The 20193-nt window shown below is 65.7% G+C and carries 2 protein-coding genes; both read right to left on the reverse strand.

The genetic code is table 11. From position 1 onward, the window contains the following. On the reverse strand, positions 1-607 hold a 607-nt coding region (locus EH231_RS34825; RefSeq protein WP_164480948.1), incomplete at its 3' end, for an AMP-binding protein. Then, positions 604-20190, reverse strand: a complete 19587-nt coding sequence (locus EH231_RS34830) for a non-ribosomal peptide synthetase (protein ID WP_420891933.1) — start codon at positions 20188-20190, stop codon at positions 604-606. The genes EH231_RS34825 and EH231_RS34830, both read right to left, overlap by 4 nt. Positions 20191-20193 lie beyond the last annotated feature (3 nt).

Raw genomic sequence — 20193 nt, forward strand, 5'->3', positions numbered from 1 at the left:
TATGAGTGATCGCCACACCCTTCGGCACACCCGTCGTCCCCGACGTATAAATCAAATACGCAACATCATCAGCGGCGGGCCCCGGTAGTTCGGTGCCGGGTTGCGTGGCGATACGAGGATCGCCGATGTCGACGACCGGCACACCGGAATCCGTCAGCCGTTCGGCGAGACCACCCGCTGTCACCGCCACGACCGGTGCCGCATCGCCGAGCATGAACTCGACCCGCGCATCGGGATGCGCCGAATCCATCGGCAGATACGCTGCACCGGACTTCAAGATCGCCAGTATCGCGACGATAGAATCCGCCGAGCGGGGCAACAGCACCGCCACGCTCCGGCCGGGTCCCGCACCCTGCTCAACCAGCCAGTGCGCCAATCGATTCGACGCCTCATCCAATTCCGCATACGACATCGAACGGCCGTCGAAAGTCACCGCAGTCGCCTCTGGCGCGCGAGCCACCTGCGCGGCGAACAGCCCCGGGATCGACGCCGATGAACTCACCGGCTCGTCCAGCACCGCCCGATTGCCCCACGCGAACAGTTGGGCATGCTCGTCCTCGTCGAGGAAATCCATCGACGAGAGCCGCCGGGTCAGGTCAGCGGTCATGAAGACGCCTCAGCCTCGGCCGTTATCGCCATCAGCACCCGGCGCAACCGATCGATCAACCGCACAACGCTCGCCTCGTCATAGACATCGGTGCGGAACTCGACGGTTCCACCGATTCCGGCGGGCTCGCCGGTCTCACTCCAACGTTCGCCCAGCGCAAATGTCAGGTCCGTACGCGCTGTGTGGGTCTGTGCGGGCAACGGGGTCACCCGCACATTGCCCAACGTCAGGCCGCCGGCAGTATCGGCACTGTGCTGCCAGGACAGGTTCTGCCAGGACAGCATGACCTGTACCAGCGGATGGTGGGTCAGGCTGCGGGTCGGGTTCAGTCGATCCACCACAACCTCGAACGGCACATCCTGATGCTCGATGGCCGCCAGACCGCGCTGACGAACCTGCTCCAGCAGCTCACCAATGGTCGGGTCGCCGGCGAAGTCGACGCGCAGCACCAGAGTATTGACGAAGAACCCCACCAGATCATCCAGCGCGGGATCTGTGCGACCGGCGATTGAGATGCCCAGTGCCACATCCGACGTCGCACATAGCTTGGACAGCAGCAGTGCCAACGCGGCCTGGACCACCATGGAACTCGTCGCGTTCTGCTCTCGTGCCACCCGGACGACCCGCTGCTGCAACTCAGCCGGCCAATCAACCGCCACACTGGCGCCTCGGTAATCAGCCAACGGCGGATACGGCCGATCCGTCGGCAACTCCAACCGCTCGGGCAACCCGGCCAGCGCCTGCTCCCAGTACGCCAGCTGCCCGGATATGCGGCTGTCACGGTCGGCCAGGTCACCCAGATACGAACGCTGCCACAGGGTGTAGTCCGCGTACTGCACCGGCAATGGTGACCACTCCGGTGCACGCCCGGCACACCGGCTGGCGTAGGCCGCACCCAGATCCGCCACCAACGGGGTGACCGACCAGCCGTCAGCGGCAATGTGATGCACCACTGCAATCAGAACATGCTCATCCTCGGCGACACGGAAAAGTGATGCCCTCAAGGGCAATTCAGCCGACAGGTCGAACGTGTGGCGCGCGACTGCGCCGGCTTCCTCGGCCAACCGGTCCCCCGACCAGCCGATCGCATCGATCACCTGCCAGCACGTGCGGGCACTCTGGGGTGGCACCACCAATTGCTGAGGCGTGTCGTCGGCCAGGGTGAACAGTGTGCGCAGGCTCTCGTGGCGGCCCACCACATCCACCAACGCCTGCCCGAGCGCGATGGGATCGAGGTCGCCGCTCAGGCGGAGTCCCACGGCCAGGTTGTAAACCGGTGACGGGCCGTTCAATTGGTCGAAGAACCACAGCCGCTGCTGGGCATAGGACAGGGGAATGGTCTGCGGACGCGGCATCACCCGCAACGGCGGGCGTGCGGCATCAGAGAGTTGACGGTCCAGGCACGCGGCCAGTCCCCCGACGGTCGGAGTGTCGAACAGGTAGCGGACCGGCACGTCCTTGCCGAGTGCCGATTGCAGGCGGGCGCTGACCCGGATTGCGATCAACGAATCACCGCCCAGGGCAAAGAAATCGTCATCGAGGCCCACCCGATCGAGGCCGAGCACTTCGGCAAACACCTCTGCGACGGTCTTCTCCGTCGGCGTCTGCGGTGACCGGAAGGTAACGGCCGCGAACACCGGCTCGGGCAGCGCCCTGCGATCGATCTTGCCCGAGGAGGTCAAGGGAAGCTCTTCGAGCACGACGATCTGGGTCGGCACCATGTATTCCGGCAACCGAGCGGTCAGCCACTGGCGCACTTCGCTGACCTTGCTGTTGGTGTCGGGATCATTGGCGTAGGTGCTGCGCTCATGCGACCCGCCGGGCGGCAGATAGAGATCGGTCAGTACCGGGACATCTGCTCCGTTGGTGGCGGCGGTGAAGACCGCGTCGACGGTCCCCGGCTGCGGGCCCCACGTGACTGCGACGTCGTATCCGGCCGCCTCACCGAGCCGATACAGCAGTTCTGGGGTGACGGCATCCGCGGGTGTGGCCGCAATGTCCGCCTGCGCCAGCGCATCTGCCAACGGGCGTCCGTCGGCAAGAGCCTGTTCGACGATCACATCCGCGATCACACCCGCCCGCGGAATCGCGCTGACCCGCACCGTCGGTGGGCGCTGCGCCGCCAACTCCGCGTGCAACCCGCTCAGGCCCGCACAACTAGCCCAATCCCAGACGGGTACATCTGCGAGCGAACGAACCGGGCCGGCCGACTTGTGAATGACGACGTCATAGCGGTACCGGGTCAACTCGTTGTCGGCCTCACCGCGCTTGACCTGGATGCCTATCCCGCCCACTGACGGGTGGTCAGCCGCCCAGGTCGTGAAAAACTCTGGGGCCAAGAGCAACTCTGGCTCGCCCAGGATCGCGCGTTGCACTCGCTGACGGATTTCGTCGCTGTCGGCACCCGCGCCGCTGCGTGCCAACGCTATACCGGTCTGGAACGCACCCTGCAGGCTGTGATTGCGCACATCCCCGATGAACAACGTCCCGCCCGGAGCCAACAGCTCGACGGCGTTGTCGATGACCTCGGTGAGATAGGCCGGGTTGGGGAAGTACTGGATGACAGAGTTGACGATGATCGTGTCGAAGTAACCATCGGGCAGCCCGTCGGCCACATCGGCCGGCTGCACCCGTAGCCGGACCCGATCCCCCCACGGTTGTCCGGCCACCGACGATTCCAGCTTCCGAATGGTCGGCGCGGAAAAGTCCGTTCCCCAATACTCCACGCACTCGGGGGCCACCTGTGACAGTACGAGACCCGAACCCACGCCGAGCTCAAGCACCCGCCGAGGGCGCAGTGCCAGGATCCGGTTCACGGCACCCGAGCGCCATTCCCGCATCTGATCCAGCGGAATCGGATCGCCGGTGTAGCTGCTGTTCCATCCACGGAAGTCGCTGCCGAACTCCACCGCTTCCAGGTCGGCGTCATAGAGCTCGTCGTATACGTGTTGCCACTGATCGACGACTTCTGCATCATGATCAGCGCTGCTGGCGCGCTCCAGCGCGACGTAGGCGACCAGGTGGTCAGCGGCATCATGGTGGTAGACCGCGGCCGCAGCACGATTGACCTGGGGGCAGGCCAGCAGGGTGTTCTCGATCTCGCCGAGCTCCAGGCGCTGCCCGCGCAACTTCACCTGGGCATCGGCGCGACCCAGATACTCCAGGCTGCCCGCTGTGGTCCAGCGCACCAGGTCACCTGTGCGGTACAGCCGCGACCCGGGAGCTCCAAAGGGGTTGGCCACGAATCGATCCGCAGTCAGGTCGGCCCGGCCCACATAGCCGCGTGCCAACACCGGACCGGCCAGATACAACTCGCCCACCACGCCGGCCGGGGCCGGGTTCAGCCGCGAATCCAGCACCAGCGCACACGTACCGGGGACCGGGGTGCCGATGCGCACCGGCTCGCCGGCGGACAGTGCACTCCAGGTGGCCCAGATGGTGACCTCGGTCGGGCCATAGGCATTGAACATCCGCCGCCCCGGCGCCCAGGCCGCCACCAACTCCGCCGGGCATGCCTCACCACCGGTGACCAACGTCTTCAACCCACCCAGCCGGCTACGGTCGAGCGTCGCCACCACCGTCGGGGTGATCAACGCCGCTTCGACCTGTTGCTCCTCGATCAACGCCGTCAGCGCTTCACCCGCATAGGAATCCGGTGGGGCCACCACCAACGCCGCACCTGAGGCGACTGCCCACAACCACTCGAACACCGAGGCATCGAACGTCGGCGCGGCCACCATCAACACCCGCGCGCCAGCACCCACCCCGAACAACTCACGATGCGCCGCAGCCACACCCAGCACACCGGCATGACTGATCGCCACACCCTTCGGCGTGCCCGTGGACCCCGACGTGAAGATCGCATACGCCGCATCATCAAGACTCAACGGCGCCAACCGATCCGCATCGGTGATCGGCTCCGCGGAGCTGCCCGCAAGATCCAGTGAATCGATATCCAGTACCGGGCTACTTCCAGCGCCCGCCACGGGGTCGCTACCGCGGGTGAGTACACACACCGCCTCGACGGTGTCCAGCACCGTGGCAATCCGCTCGGCCGGGTGCGTCCGATCCACCGGCACATACACCCCGCCGGCCTTGAGCACCGCCCACCACGCGATCACCAGCTCAGCAGACCGGCCCATCGCCACGCCGACCGCGCGCTCCGGACCCACCTCCGCTGCGATCAGCACTCGTGCCAGCCGGTTGGAAGCCGCATCCAGCTCCCGGTAGGTGAATTCCCGCGGCCCGTCCACCAACGCCAAGGCATCCGGATCCGCAGCCACCGCCGTCGCCAGCAACTCCGGTGCCAGCCCGACCTGTGAGTCGATGCCCGCACCAGACCACCTGTGCAACACCAGATTGCGCTCATCACCGTGGAGCAGGCCCACCTCGCCGACCACCACCGACGAGTCTGCCACCACGGCCTCGACCACCCGGCCGAACCAACCCACCAGGCGCTCGATCGTCGACCGATCGAACAAGTCCGTGGCGTATGTCAGTACACCAGCGGCCATCGGCGCGCCCGAATGCTCGTCGGGCACCTCCCTGATGTCCACATCGAGGTCGAACTTGGCGGTGCGGGTGACCATCGACATCGGCTCGATCCCCGCACCCTCCAATGCCACCTCAGGACGCACGTTGTTCTGGAAGACCAGGGCGGCCTGGAACAAGGGGTGATGCGATGTGGATCGCGCCGGGTTGAGTTGCTCCACAAGCAGTTCGAAAGGCACGTCCTGATTGGTGTAGGCATCAAGTGCCTTCTGCCGCACCTGTTCGACGACATCGCTGAACCGCTGCTGCGAGTTCAATCCGATTCGCAGCACCCAGGTGTTGACGAAGAACCCGACCAACTCCTGCAGGGCCTGATCGTTGCGTCCGGCGATCGGGGTTCCCAGGGCGATGTCCTCGCCGACGCCCGCCCGGTGCATCACGACCGACATCACGGCCTGCAACACCATCGACGTGGTCACGTTGTGTTCCGCGGCCACCGCCTTGACACCGGCCCAGGTTTGGGGATCGATTCGCAGTTCCACCCCGTCGCCGCGATAGCTGGGCGCGGGTGGCCGGGGACGGTCGGTGGGCAGCGACACCACCTCCGGCAGGCCGGCCAGCTCCTGTCGCCAGTAAGCCAGCTGTTCAGCGATTCGGCTGTCCGGATCTTCCAGGTCTCCCAGATGTTCACGCTGCCACAGTGTGTAATCGGCGTACTGCACCGGCAGCGGAGACCAGGCCGGGGCCTGCCCGCCGGCGCGGGCTGCGTAGGCGACCCCGACATCCTTGACCATGGGCGCCATCGACCAGCCGTCGAAGGCGATGTGGTGCAGAACAATTCCCACGACGTACCGGGACGAGCCCACCTCGTAGATCTGCGCCCGGATCGGGATCTCGGTTGCCAGATCAAACCGGTACCCCGACAGCGCGATCAATTCGCCGAGCACAGCGTCTTCTTGGTCCTCTGCAACCTGCACCACTGCCGGACCACCGCGGCGCCACATCCCCTCCTGCGCCGGCATCACCTTCTGCGATGGCACACCGTCTACATCGGGGAACACCGTGCGCAGCGATTCGTGGCGGGTGATCACGTCGTCAAGGGCCGATCCCAGAGCATCGACATCGATTGCACCGTTGATCTGGAACGCGATCGGCATGTTGTAGGTCGCGACCCCACCCTCGAACCTGTTGAGGAACCACAGTCGCTGTTGCGCATACGACAGCGGGATAACGGCGGGACGCTGCTGCGGGACCAGCGGGCGACGGCCGCTGGAACCGGCGCTGAGGCGTAGGGCGAGTTGGGCGATCGTGGGTGCGTCGAACAATGTACGCACCGCGAGGTCGACGTCGAGGTGGCTGTTGACCGCGGCGAGTAACCGCATGGCCGACAGTGAGTCGCCACCGAGGTCGAAGAAGGAGTCATCGACGCCGACCCGTTCCAGTCCGAGTACCTGGGCGTAGATACCGGCCAGGATTTCTTCCGTGGCGGTTGTCGGCGCCCGGTAGTGGTCCGTGCCAGCGTATTCGGGTGCGGGCAGGGCCCGCTTGTCGAGCTTGCCGTTGACAGTCAACGGTAGAGCGTCGATGACCACGACCGCCGCCGGAACCATATACGACGGCAGCCGCTGTGAAAGCTGTGCACGGATGACCGACGGATCCGCAGTGCCGGTGACGTAACCGACCAGGCGCTTGTCGCCCGGGCGATCCTCCCGGGCGATCACAACGGCCTGCCGCACACCATCCAGATCGGCCAAAGCTGTTTGGACTTCACCCAATTCGATGCGGTAGCCGCGGATCTTGACCTGCTCATCAGCGCGCCCCGCGTACCGCAACTGCCCATCGGCACCCCACGAGACCAGGTCCCCGGTGCGATACATGCGGGCCCCCGGCGCCCCGAACGGGCACGGCACAAAGCGTGACCCCGTCAAACCGGCGCGGCCCAGATACCCGGCACTCACCCCGCGGCCGGCCACATACAACTCACCCACCACACCAGGCGGCACCGGACGCAACAACCGATCCAGGACGAACAACGCCGCACCCGGCACCGGCACACCAATAGGCACCGTGCTCGCACCAGCAACCAACGGGGCGCTGATCGTGGCATACACCGTCGTCTCAGTCGGACCGTAACCATTGATCATCACCCGGCCCGGCGCCCACCGATCCACCACGTCCGAAGGGCATGCCTCGGCAGCCACCATCAACGCCGACACCGACGCCAGCTTCTCCGGCGACAACATCCCCACCGCGGACGGCGTCTGGCTCAACACCGTTACTCGCTCGGCAACGACCAACGCCTCCAAGTCCCGCGGTGAGCGCGTGGTCTGCTCAGGCACCACCACCAGACGCCCGCCGAACAGCAGCGCGCCCCAGATCTCCCACACCGAATAGTCGAACGCCAACGACGAACACGCAGCCCAGACCTGTCGGGGCCCCATCGCCACGCCGACATCCAGTCCGTCGAACAACCTGGTGACGTTCTGATGGGTAACCGCAACACCTTTCGGCACACCCGTCGTCCCCGACGTATAGATGATGTGCGCGATATCCTCCGGTGCGGGCACCGGCAGCGCGGTAGCCGACTGCACATCGATACGGGGATCGTCGACTTCGACCACCGGCACATCGCGGCCATCGAGCCGCTCGGCCAAACCACCCGTGGTGACCGCCGCCACCGGCCTGGCATCGGTGAGCATGAACTCGATACGGGCGTCAGGCACAACCGGGTCGATCGGCAGATACGCCGCCCCCGACTTCAGCACACCCAGGATCGCCACAATCGACTGCGCAGAGCGCTCCAGCAACAACGCCACACACTCGCCGGGACGTGCACCCCGGTCGATCAACATGTGCGCCAACCGGTTCGACGCTTCATCGAGTTCTCGGTAGCTGAGGGTACGACCCTCGAAGCTGACCGCTTCAGAGCCAGGAGCCCGCTCCACCTGCGCCGCGAACAACGCCGGAATCGACGACTCCACCACCGGCCGGCCCAGCACCCCCCGATGACCGACCTCATCCAGTCGCGCACGATCGGCGGCATCGAGCACATCCACCGACGACAACCGCTGCGCTGTGTCAGCCGTCATCGCCACCAGCACCCGCTGCAACCGTTCGACCAGTCGGTGAACGCTGGCCGCGTCGAATACGTCGGTACGGAACTCGACCACACCGCCGATCCCCGCCGGTGCGCCGGCGTCGCTGAACTGCTCGGCGAGGGAGAACACCAGATCCATACGAGCCGTGCGGGATTCGGCGTCCAATGGCGTGGCCTGGACATTCCCCAGCGTCAAACTGGAAGCCTGGTCCGCAGCGAAGTTCTGCCAGGACACCATCACCTGTACGAGCGGATGATGCGTCAGGCTGCGAGCCGGGTTGAGCCGCTCCACCAGCACCTCGAACGGCACATCCTGGTGGTCGAATGCGGCGAGGCCGCGCTGACGCACCTGGCCCAGCAGGTCAGAAACCGTGGGATCGCCGACCAGGTCCAGGCGCAGCACCAGGGTGTTGACGAAGAACCCCACAAGCTCATCGAGCGCCGGATCGCTGCGTCCTGCGGTCGCAATTCCCACCGCCACATCGGAACTCGCGCTCAGCTGAGCAAGCAACGTCGCCAGCGCAGCCTGCACCACCATGAAACTCGTCGCATTGTGCTCACGAGCGACCCGCGCCACCTGCTGCTGCAACTCAGCGGGCCAGTCGATCGCCACGCTGGAACCCTGGTAGTCGGCCACCGGCGGATACGGCCGATCTGTCGGCAGCTCAAGGCGCTCGGGCAGCCCCGCCAACGCCTGCTCCCAGTAAGCCAACTGCGTGGCGATCACGCTGTCCGGATCGGACTCCGAACCCAGCCAACCCTGTTGCCACAACGTGTAGTCGGCGTACTGCACCGGCAACGGCGTCCACTGCGGGGCCTGGCCGGCACAGCGGCTCGCATAGGCCGAACCCAGATCCGCCACAAGCGGGGTGATCGACCAACCGTCTGCAGCGATGTGATGTACCACCGCCACCAGCAGATGTTCGTCGTCCGCAATGCGGAACAGTGCGGCCCGCAGCGGGATTTCGTGAGTCAGATCAAACGGGTGCTGTGCAACCGCTCCGGCGGCCTCCTTCAATCGATCCGCCGACCAACCGGTGGCGTCCACTATCTGCCAGCCCAGTTCCGCCTGCCCGGCCGGTACCACCACTTGCTGTGGAATCCCGTCGACCGCCCCGAACATGGTGCGCAAGCTCTCGTGCCGATCCACCACATCGGCCAAGGACTGACCCAGCGCATCGGCATCCAGGTCTCCGACCAATCGCAACGCGACCGCCATGTTGTAAATCGCCGACGGGCCCTGCAACTGCTCCAGGAACCACAACCGCTGTTGTGCGTACGACAACGGAATGACGGCTGGGCGCTGTTGCGGAGTCAACCGCTGACGTCCACCCGAGCCTGCCTTGATATGCGGTGCGAGGTTCGCAATCGTGGGTGCATCGAACAGGGTCCGGACGCCCACGTCGGCGTCGAGGCCGGCGTTGACCGCAGCGATCAGGCGCATGGCGGACAGGGAATCGCCGCCGAGGTCGAAGAAGGAGTCGTCGATCCCGACCCGTTCCAGTCCGAGTACCTGGGCGTAGATGCCGGCCAGGATTTCTTCGGTGGGAGTCGTCGGCGCCCGGTAACGGTCGACGTCGATGTACTCCGGTACCGGCAGGGCCCGCTTGTCGAGCTTGCCGTTGACGGTCAGCGGCAACGCGTCGAGGACCACGACCGCGGCGGGCACCATGTAGGCCGGCAACCGCTCGGCGAGCGCAGCCCGTACTTCCGCAGGATCGGCGGTGCCGGTGATGTAACCGACCAGGCGCTTGTCGCCGGGATGGTCCTCCCTGGTGATCACCACGGCCTGCCGCACGCCATCCAGATCGGCCAAAGCCGTTTGGACTTCACCCAATTCGATACGATAGCCACGGATCTTGACCTGCTCATCAGCGCGCCCCGCGTACCGCAACTGCCCATCGGCACCCCACGAGACCAAGTCTCCGGTGCGATACATGCGGGCCCCCGGTGCCACGAACGGGCACGGCACAAAGCGTGACCCCGTCAGACCGGCGCGGCCCAGATACCCGGCACTCACCCCGCGGCCGGCCACATACAACTCACCCACCACACCAGGCGGTACCGGACGCAGCCACCGATCCAGGACGAACAACGCCGCACCCGGCACCGGCACACCGATCGGGACACTGTTCGAGCCGGGCACCAACGGTGCGCTGATCGTGGCGTACACCGTCGTCTCAGTCGGACCGTAGCCATTGATCATCACCCGACCGGGTGCCCAATGGTCCACCACCTCGGCAGGGCATGGCTCAGCGGCGACCATCAACGCTGCCGACTCCAGCCCCTCCGCAGCCAGCATCCCCACCGACGAAGGGGTCTGACTCAAGACGGTGACGTGCTCGCTGACCAGAAGCGCGTGTAGGTCTTCTGGTGAACGTGTGACCTGTTCGGGCACCACGACCAGGCGCCCACCGTGCAGCAGGGCGCCCCAGATCTCCCACACCGAATAGTCGAACGCCAACGACGAGCATTGAGCCCACACCTGTTGCGGACCCATCTCGATACCCACGTCCATACCATCGAAAAGACGGGTCACGTTCTGATGGGTAACCGCAACACCTTTCGGCACGCCCGTCGTCCCCGACGTGTAGATGATGTGCGCCAAGTCATCGGCTGCAGGACCCACCACCAATGGAGTTCCGGGCTGAGCATCGATGCGGGGATCGTCGTCAATCTCGACCACCGGCACGCCACGTCCGCGAAGCCGCTCCGCCAACTCGGCCGTGGCGATCACCGCCACGGGCTCCGCATCGGCGATCATGAACTCGACCCGCGCGTCAGGCACCGCCGGATCGATCGGCAGATACGCCGCCCCCGACTTCAGCACACCCAAGATCGCGACAATCGCATCAAGCGACCGGCCGGTCAACAAACCCACTGACCTACCCGGACCCGCACCCTCACTGACCAACAAGCGCGCCAACCGATTCGACGCCTCGTCCAACTCCCTGTAGGACATCGACCGGCGATCGAAACAGACAGCCACCGCATCCGGAGCCTGGGCCACCTGTGCCGCGAACAGCGCCGGAATCGAGGACTCCACCACCGACCCGCCCAGGACTCCCCGATGACCGACCTCATCCAGTCGCGCACGATCAGCGGCATCGAGCACATCCACCGACGACAACAACCCATCCGGATCAGCGACCATCGCCACCAACACCCGCACCAACCGGTCGATCAGTGTCTCGATGCCGGCCGCGTCGAAAACATCGGTGCGGAACTCCACCATTCCCGAGATGCCGGCCGGCGTACCGGTGTCGCTGAACCGTTCGGCCAGTGAGAACACCAAATCCATCCGAGCGGAATGGGTTCCCGCCTCCAACGGGGTCACCTGGACTTCGCCCAGCGCCAGTCCGGCGGCAGGGTCACTGTGCTGCCATGGCAGGTTCTGCCAGGTGAGCATCGCCTGTACGAGCGGGTGATGGGTCAGGCTGCGGGTCGGATTGAGCTGATCCACCAAGACCTCGAAGGGCACGTCCTGATGTTCGAAGGCCCCCAGGCTGCGCCGACGCACCTGCGCCAGCAACTCGGAAACTGTGGGGTCTCCGGACAGGTCCACCCGCAGCACCAGAGTGTTGACGAAGAATCCCACCAGATTGTCCAGCGCGGGCTCACCGCGGCCGGCGGACGCGATGCCCACGGCCACATCAGTGCTGGCGCTCAACTGGCCGAGAAGCGCCGCCAACGCGGTTTGCACCACCATGAAGCTGGTCGCATTGTGCTGACGGGCTACCCGGGCAATCTGCTGCTGCAGTTCGGCCGGCCATTCCACCGCGACGCTCGAACCCTGGTAGTCGGCCACCGGCGGGTAGGGACGGTCGGTCGGCAATTCCAACTGCTCCGGCAGCCCGGCGAGCGCATCCTTCCAATAGGTCAATTGGCCGGAGATCACACTGTCGGGATCTGCGACAGAGCCCATCCAATCCTGCTGCCACAGTGTGTAATCGGCGTACTGCACCGGCAACGGCTCCCATTCAGGGGCCTGCCCGGCGCTCCGGCTGGCGTACGCCGCTCCCAGATCCGCCACCAGAGGGGTGACCGACCAACCGTCCGCGGCGATGTGATGCACCACGGCCGCGAGCACATGCTCGTCTGTGTCGACCCGGAAGAGCGTTGCCTTGATCGGGATCTCGCGCGACAGGTCAAAGCTGTGGCGCGCCGTCTCATTGATGGACTCGTCAAGCCGGCTTACCGACCATCCTCCGGCATCGACCACCCGCCAACCCAAGTCAGCCTTGTCGACGTCCACGACCAGTTGGTGGGGTACCCCGTCGACCGATCCGAAGATTGTGCGCAGACTCTCCTGCCGGGCCACGACATCCGCCAGCGCAACCCCCAGCGCATCGGCGTCCAGGCGTCCCCGCAGCCGCAATGCGACGGCCATGTTGTAGATCGGCGACGGCCCCTGCAACTGCTCCAGGAACCACAACCGTTGCTGGGCATAGGACAACGGCACAGATTCGGGACGGTGGCGCGCCGTCAGCGGTGGGCGGGCTATGCCGTCCTGATGCCGGTCCAGATAGTCGGCAAGTCCTCCGACGGTGGGTGCGTCGAACAGATACCGCACCGGCACGTCCCTGCCGAGTGCCGACTGCAGCCTGGCGCTCACCCGGATGGCGATCAGCGAGTCACCGCCGAGGGCGAAGAAGTCGTCATCGAGGCCGGCTCTGCCGAGCCCCAGCACCTCGGTGAACACCTCGGCAACGATCTTTTCGGTATCGGTCTGCGGGGACCGGAAAGAGGTCGCGGCAAACGTCGGTTCCGGCAGCGCTTTTCGGTCGATCTTGCCCGAGGAGGTCAAGGGGAACTCTTCGAGCACCATGATCTGTGTCGGCACCATGTACTCAGGCAGTTGCTCGGCCAACCACTGGCGCACCTCGCTCACCTTGGCGTTGGTGTGTGGGTCGTTGGCGTACCCGCCGTGCAGGCGCGAGTCGGTGGTGGGTTGGTAGAGATCGGTGAGCGTCGGCATCGCCCCGCCATCGGCAGCCGAGATGAAGGCGGCATCCAGCGTGCCGGGTTGGCCGCCCCATGTGACCGCGACGTGGTACCCGGCGGCCTCGCCGAGTCCATACAAGAGTTCAGGTGTGACGGCATCCTCGGAAGCGGCAACAGAGTCGGCATGGTCGAGGGCCTCGGCGAGCGGGAGACCGGCAGCCAGGGCCTGTTCGGTGACGACATCGGCGATCACGCCCGCTCGCGGAATCGCACTGACCCGCACCGTCTGTGGGCGCTGCGCCGTCAACTCGGCGTGTAGCCCACTCAGGCCTGCGCAGTCGGTCCAGGCCCAGTTCGGTGCACCGGCCAGCGAGCACACCTGGGTCGGAGACTTGTGGACGATGACGTCGTAGCGGTACCGAGTCAGCTCATTGTCGGCCTCGCCGCGCTTGACCAAGACCCCGATGCCCCCCACCGCCGGGTGGTCAGCCGCCCAGCTGGTGAAGAATTCTGGGGATAGCAGCAACTCGTGCTCGCCCACGGTCGCACGTTGAATCCGTTGGCGGACCTCGTCGGTATCGGTCCCGGCACGACTGCGCGCCAGCGCGATCCCGGTCTGGAACGCACCCTGCAGGCTGTGGTTGCGCACATCGCCGACGAACAATGCCCCGCCCGGACCCAGCAGCTCCATTGCCTTGTCGATGACCTCGGCCAGATACCCCGCGCTGGGGAAATACTGGATCACCGAGTTGATCACCACCACGTCGAACTGGCCTTCCGGCAGTCCCTCGGTGACATGCGCCGGTCGGGTCAGCAGATGAACCCGTTCTCCCCACGGCTGCCCGGCGACTGCTGCCTGCAGCTTCCGGATGGTAGGCGCGGAAAAGTCTGTCCCCCAGTACTCCACGCATTCCGGCGCGACCTGTGAGAGAACGAGGCCCGAACCTACGCCGATCTCCAACACCCGCTGCGGCTTCAGAGCCAGGATGCGGTCGACTGCACCCGAGCGCCACTCCCGCATCTCATCCAGCGGAATCGGCTCGTCGGTGTAGCTGCTGTTCCAACCGCGGAAGTCGCTACCGAACTCCGCCACCTGCATATCGGCGTCGTACAGCTCGTCGTAGATGTCCTGCCACTGATCGACGACTTCGGCGTCGTGATCGGCGGTGCTGGTCTGTTCGAGAGCGATGTAGCCGACCAGATGATCGACACCGGTGCTGCCTCGATGAACAGCCGCGGCCGCACGCGTGACCTGGGGGCAGGCCAGCAAGGTGTTCTCGATCTCGCCGAGTTCCAGACGCTGCCCGCGCAGCTTGATCTGCGCATCGGCACGACCCAGATACTCCAGACTCCCCGCCGGGGTCCAGCGCACCAGGTCACCTGTGCGGTACAGCCGCGACCCCGGAGCGCCAAAAGGATTGGCCACAAACCGGTCCGCCGTCAGCTCCGGTCGGCCCACATAGCCGCGCGCCAACACCGGACCGGCCAGATACAACTCGCCCACGACCCCAACCGGGGCCGGGTTCAGCCGCGAATCCAGCACCAGCGCACACGTACCGGGGACCGGGGTGCCGATGCGCACCGGCTCGCCGGCGGACAGTGCACTCCAGGTGGCCCAGATGGTGACCTCGGTCGGGCCATAGGCATTGAACATCCGCCGCCCCGGCGCCCACGCCGCCACCAACTCCGCCGGGCACGCCTCACCACCGGTGACCAACGTGCCCAGTCCGTCGACCCGCGCCGGATCCAGTGTCGCCAGTACCGTCGGAGTGATCAACGCGGCAGTGACGTTCTGGCCGGACAGGATCTCGGTCAACGCCTCGCCGGCGTAGGCGTCCGGTGGGGCCACCACCAACGCCGCGCCTGAGGCGACTGCCCACAACCACTCGAACACCGAGGCATCGAACGTCGGCGCGGCCACCATCAACACCCGCGCACCAGCACCCACCCCGAACAACTCACGATGCGCCGCAGCCACGCCCAACACACCGGCATGACTGATCGCCACCCCCTTCGGAACACCGGTAGAACCCGACGTGAAGATCACATACGCCGCATCATCAAGACTCAACGGCGCCAACCGATCCGCGTCGGTGACAGGATCCGCACTGTGGTCGGACAGGTCCACCAGATCGAGCGGGATCACGAGTCGACCGCCGGTGCCGTCGACCAGATCGACACCGCACGTCAGTACGCATACCGCGTCGACGGTGTCCAGCACCGTGGCGATCCGCTCGGCCGGGTGGCCCGGATCGACGGGCACGTACACCCCGCCGGCCTTCAGCACGGCCCACCAGGCGATCACCAGCTCAGCAGACCGGCCCATCGCCACGCCGACCGCGCGCTCCGGACCGACGCCGGCTTCCACCAACGCGCGTGCCAGCCGATTGGATGCCTCGTCCAACTCGCGGTACGACAGCACTCTGGACCCATCCACGACCGCCGGAGCATCCGGATCCGCGGCGACCGCCGCCGCCAGCAGCTGCGGTGCCAACCCCATGGGCGCGCCGACCTCGGCTCCAGACCACTTGTGCAGCAGCAGTTCCTGCTCGTCATGATCGAGCAGGCCCACCTCGCCGACCACCGTCGACGGATCTGCCACCACGGCCTCGACCACCCGGCCGAACCAACTCACCAACCGCTCGATGCTGGAGCGGTCGTACAGGTCGGTGGCGTAGGCGACCGTGCCTGCGGCCATCAGCGCGCCACGGCCTTCGGCCGGTACCGCCTTCAGATCGAAGAGCGCACTGGCATCGCCGCTCGATATTTCTCGGAGATCGAATTCCAGGTCGAATCGGGCGGTGCGAATGTCTGCCGCCAGCGGCTCGACGTCGAGTTCGTCGAGCTCGATTTCGGGCCGCACATTGTTCTGGAATGCCAGCGCCACCTGGAACAGCGGATGATGAGAAGTGGAGCGGGTCGGGTTGAGCCTCTCGACGAGCAGTTCGAATGGCACGTCCTGGTTGGCGTAGGCATCGAGCGCCTTTTGTCGAACCCGCTCCAGCAACTCACTGAACGGCAGTGCGGGGTCGACTCCTACCCGCAGCACCCAGGAGTTGACGAAGAACCCGACCAGCTCGTCGAGGGCCTGGTCCACGCGACCCGCGATCGGGGTTCCCAGCGCGATGTCTTCGCCGACCCCGGCGCGGTGCAAAGCCACCGCCATCACGGCCTGCAAGACCATCGATGCCGTGGCGTTGTGTTCCGCGGCGACTGCCTTGATTCCCGCCCATGACTCTGGATCGATGCGCAGATCGACCGCATCGCCGCGATAACTCGGCACGGGCGGCCGGGGACGATCCCCCGGCAACGACGACACCTCGGGAAGGTCCGCCAGCTCTCGCCGCCAGTAAGCCAGCTGGCGGGCGATCACACTGTCAGCGTCGGACTCTGACCCCAACCAGTCCTGTTGCCACAGGGTGTAATCGGCGTACTGCACGGGCAACGGCACCCAGTCCGGGGCCTGCCCCTGCACCCGCGCCCGGTACGCGTCGCCCACGTCACGCGCCATCGGTGCCATCGACCACCCGTCGAAGGCGATGTGGTGCAGCACGAACCCGAGGACGTACCGGTCAAGCCCTACTTCATAGATCTCCGCCCGGAAGGGGATCTCAGCCGACAGGTCGAAACGGTACTCGGCCAACGAAATCAGCTCGTCGACCACGTCGGACTCCTGGAGTTGCACCACCGCAGGGCCTCCGCGCCGCCAGAGACCCGGCTGCGCGGGAATTACTTGCTGCAAGGGCACACCCTGGACATCGGGAAACACCGTGCGCAGCGATTCGTGGCGGGCGATCACATCATCGAGCGCGGATCCCAGAGCCTCGGCATCCAGCGCACCGTCGATGCGGAAAGCCATCGGCATGTTGTAGGTCGCGGCGCCATCTTCGAATCGGTTGAGGAACCACATACGATTCTGCGCATACGACAGCGGCACTACCGCGGGACGCTCGGCTGCGGTGAGTGGCGCACGTCTGTCAGATCCCTCACCAAGACGCGGAGCCAACTGCGCGACGGTAGGTGCATCGAACAGTGTGCGCACCGACAGCCCGGCGTCCAAGGTCGTGTTGACCGCGGAGACGACCCGCATCGCCATGATGCTGTCCCCACCGAGATCGAAGAAGGAGTCGTCGACGCCGACCCGTTCCAGTCCGAGCACCTGGGCGTAGATGCCGGTCAAGACTTCTTCGGCCGCGGTACTCGGTGCCCGGTACCGGTCACCGGTGTATTCCGGTGCGGGCAGCGCCCGCTTGTCGAGCTTGCCGTTGACGGTCAGCGGCAACGCATCGAGGACGACGACCGCCGCGGGCACCATGTAGGCCGGCAACCGCTCGGCCAGCGCATTCCGTACTTCCGCCGGGTCCGCGGCGCCGGTGATGTAGCCGACCAGGCGCTTGTCACCCGGGCGATCCTCACGGGCGATCACCACCGCCTGCCGCACACCATCCAGGTCGGCCAAAGCTGTTTGGACTTCACCCAATTCGATACGATAGCCACGGATCTTGACCTGCTCATCAGCCCGCCCGGCGTAGCGCAACTGCCCATCGGCACCCCAGGAGACCAAGTCCCCGGTCCGATACATGCGCGCCCCCGGTCCCCCGAACGGGCACGGCACAAACCTCGACGCAGTCAACCCAGCGCGGCGCAGATATCCCGCGCTCACCCCGCGGCCGGCCACATACAACTCACCCACCACACCAGGCGGCACCGGACGCAACCATCGATCCAGGACGAACAACGCCGCACCCGGCACCGGCACGCCGATCGGGACGGTACCCGAACCAGGCTGCAAGGGCCGGCTGATCGTGGCGTACACCGTCGTCTCAGTCGGACCGTAACCGTTGATCATCACCCGGCCCGGAGCCCACCGATCCACCACATCCGATGGGCATGCCTCAGCAGCCACCATCAACGCCGACACCGAGTCCAGAGCTACAGGGTCCAAAACCCCTACCGCAGAAGGTGTCTGACTCAACACCGTCACCTGCTCCTCGACGAGCAACGCCTGCAACTCCTGCGGCGACCGTGTCACAGACTCGGGCACCACGACCAGACGCCCACCGAACAACAGAGCGCCCCAGATCTCCCACACCGAATAGTCGAACGCCAACGACGAACACTGGGTCCACACCTGTTGCGGACCCATCTCGATACCCACATCCAAACCGTCGAAAAGACGGGTCACGTTCTGATGCGTAACCGCAACACCTTTCGGCACACCCGTCGTCCCCGACGTATAGATGATGTGCGCGATATCGTCCGGCTCAGGAAGTGGTAGCGCGGTACCGGGTTGAGCATCGATACGGGGATCGTCGATTTCGATCACCGGCACGCCGTACCCGTCGAGGCGACCTGCCAAAGCACCCGTGGTCAGCACAACCGCCGGCCCCGCATCGGCGATCATGAACTCGACGCGCGCATCAGGCACCGCCGGATCGATCGGCAGATACGCCGCCCCCGACTTCAACACACCCAAAATCGCGACAACCGCATCAAGCGACCGGCCCGTCAACAAGCCCACCGACCTGCCAGGCCCCGCACCCTCGCCGATCAACAAGCGCGCCAACCGATTCGACGCCTCGTCCAACTCCCGATAAGACATCGACCGGCCATCAAAACAAACAGCCACCGCATCCGGAGCCCGAACCACCTGCGCCGCAAACGCCTCCGGAACCGATACCTCAGACACGGGCTGCGCCAACAACGCCCGATGACCGCCCTCATCAAGGCGAACCTGCTCACCGACCTCCAGCACATCGACCGACGACAACAACCCGTCCGGGTCAGCCGCCATCGCCCCCAACACCCGCTCCAACCGCGCCGCGAGGTCGGGGACCTCAAAGCTGGAGAACGGCTGACCGGCTCCCATGGTGCTGAGAAGCAGGTCCTCTCCTGCACTGGAGAAGATCAGTCCGAACCCACCGACAACGCCCGCATTGGTCAGCGACGCCGATGCCGGCACACCACCGAAGTCCAGCGTGAAGGTCGACGGGAGAAAGTTCACGCTCACCCGGTTGGCCATCTGGCCCGCCGCGCGCGGGTTGACCTTGCGCTCAAGGGCATGCACCGGAAACCGTTGATGCTGCACGGCCTCCTGGATGCGGGCCTCGACATGGCTGATGAAATCGGAAATCGACGACGCCGGTGAGGCCTTCAACACCAGTGGCACGACTCCCGCAACCATCCCGGGAAGCGTCCGGGACTCGGGACGCACGCGACGACTGACCGGGAAGTCGAGCACGACATCTGGGCCGTCGGCACACCAGCCATGTACGAGAAGCGCACACGCCGCGGTGACGACCGATGAGCGGGGAACGTTCAGCGAGTGGGCCAACTTGTCAACACTGCGGAGCAGATCAGAGTCCAATTGCACTGCGGCCGACGGCCAATTGACGTCTTGGACGTCGGTAGCGTCGGTAGACCCGTACTGCGGATCGCTTGCCGGAGGCAGATGCCCATCCCAATAGGCCTGGTCATCGAGATAGTCGCCGGACGCTTCATAGTCAGACTCGCCGTCGACCAGATCGGACAGCGAGCCGAAGATCGCGCCTGGGATCGGCGCGCCGGTGAGAACTGCCGAGTAGACCGAGGCGAGCCGGGCTCCGACGAGTGCGATACCCGTTCCGTCCACAACGATGTGGTGGCAGCACGCCAGCAGGAAGTGCTCGTCGGCACGGGTCTTGAAGAGTGCGCATTTGAACAGCGGTCCTGTCAGAGGCAGGGGCGTGCGCTGGATCGCCGCCGCCATGTCCCGGGCTTCCTGCTCGGGATCGGCCGCGCCGGTCAGGTCGTGGAATGCCAGTTCAACCTGCGGGTAGTCGACCGGCCGCTGGAACACCTGCCCGTCTACCTCGAAGAACGTCGCCCTTATAGGTTCCGCCTCACGGACCACACGACAGATCGCCCACTCAAGGGCATCGCGATCTACCGCACCCGCGATCTTCACGAACAAACCGAGTTGCCACTCCGAACCGGAGCTGGCGACGTCTTGCGCAAGCCAAATGTCTAGCTGTGCACGTGTTACCGGCAGCGCCTGTTCAACATGCTGCATCGG

This window comes from Mycolicibacterium nivoides, assembly GCF_003855255.1.
In the GTDB taxonomy this organism is placed as follows: Bacteria; Actinomycetota; Actinomycetes; order Mycobacteriales; family Mycobacteriaceae; genus Mycobacterium; species Mycobacterium nivoides.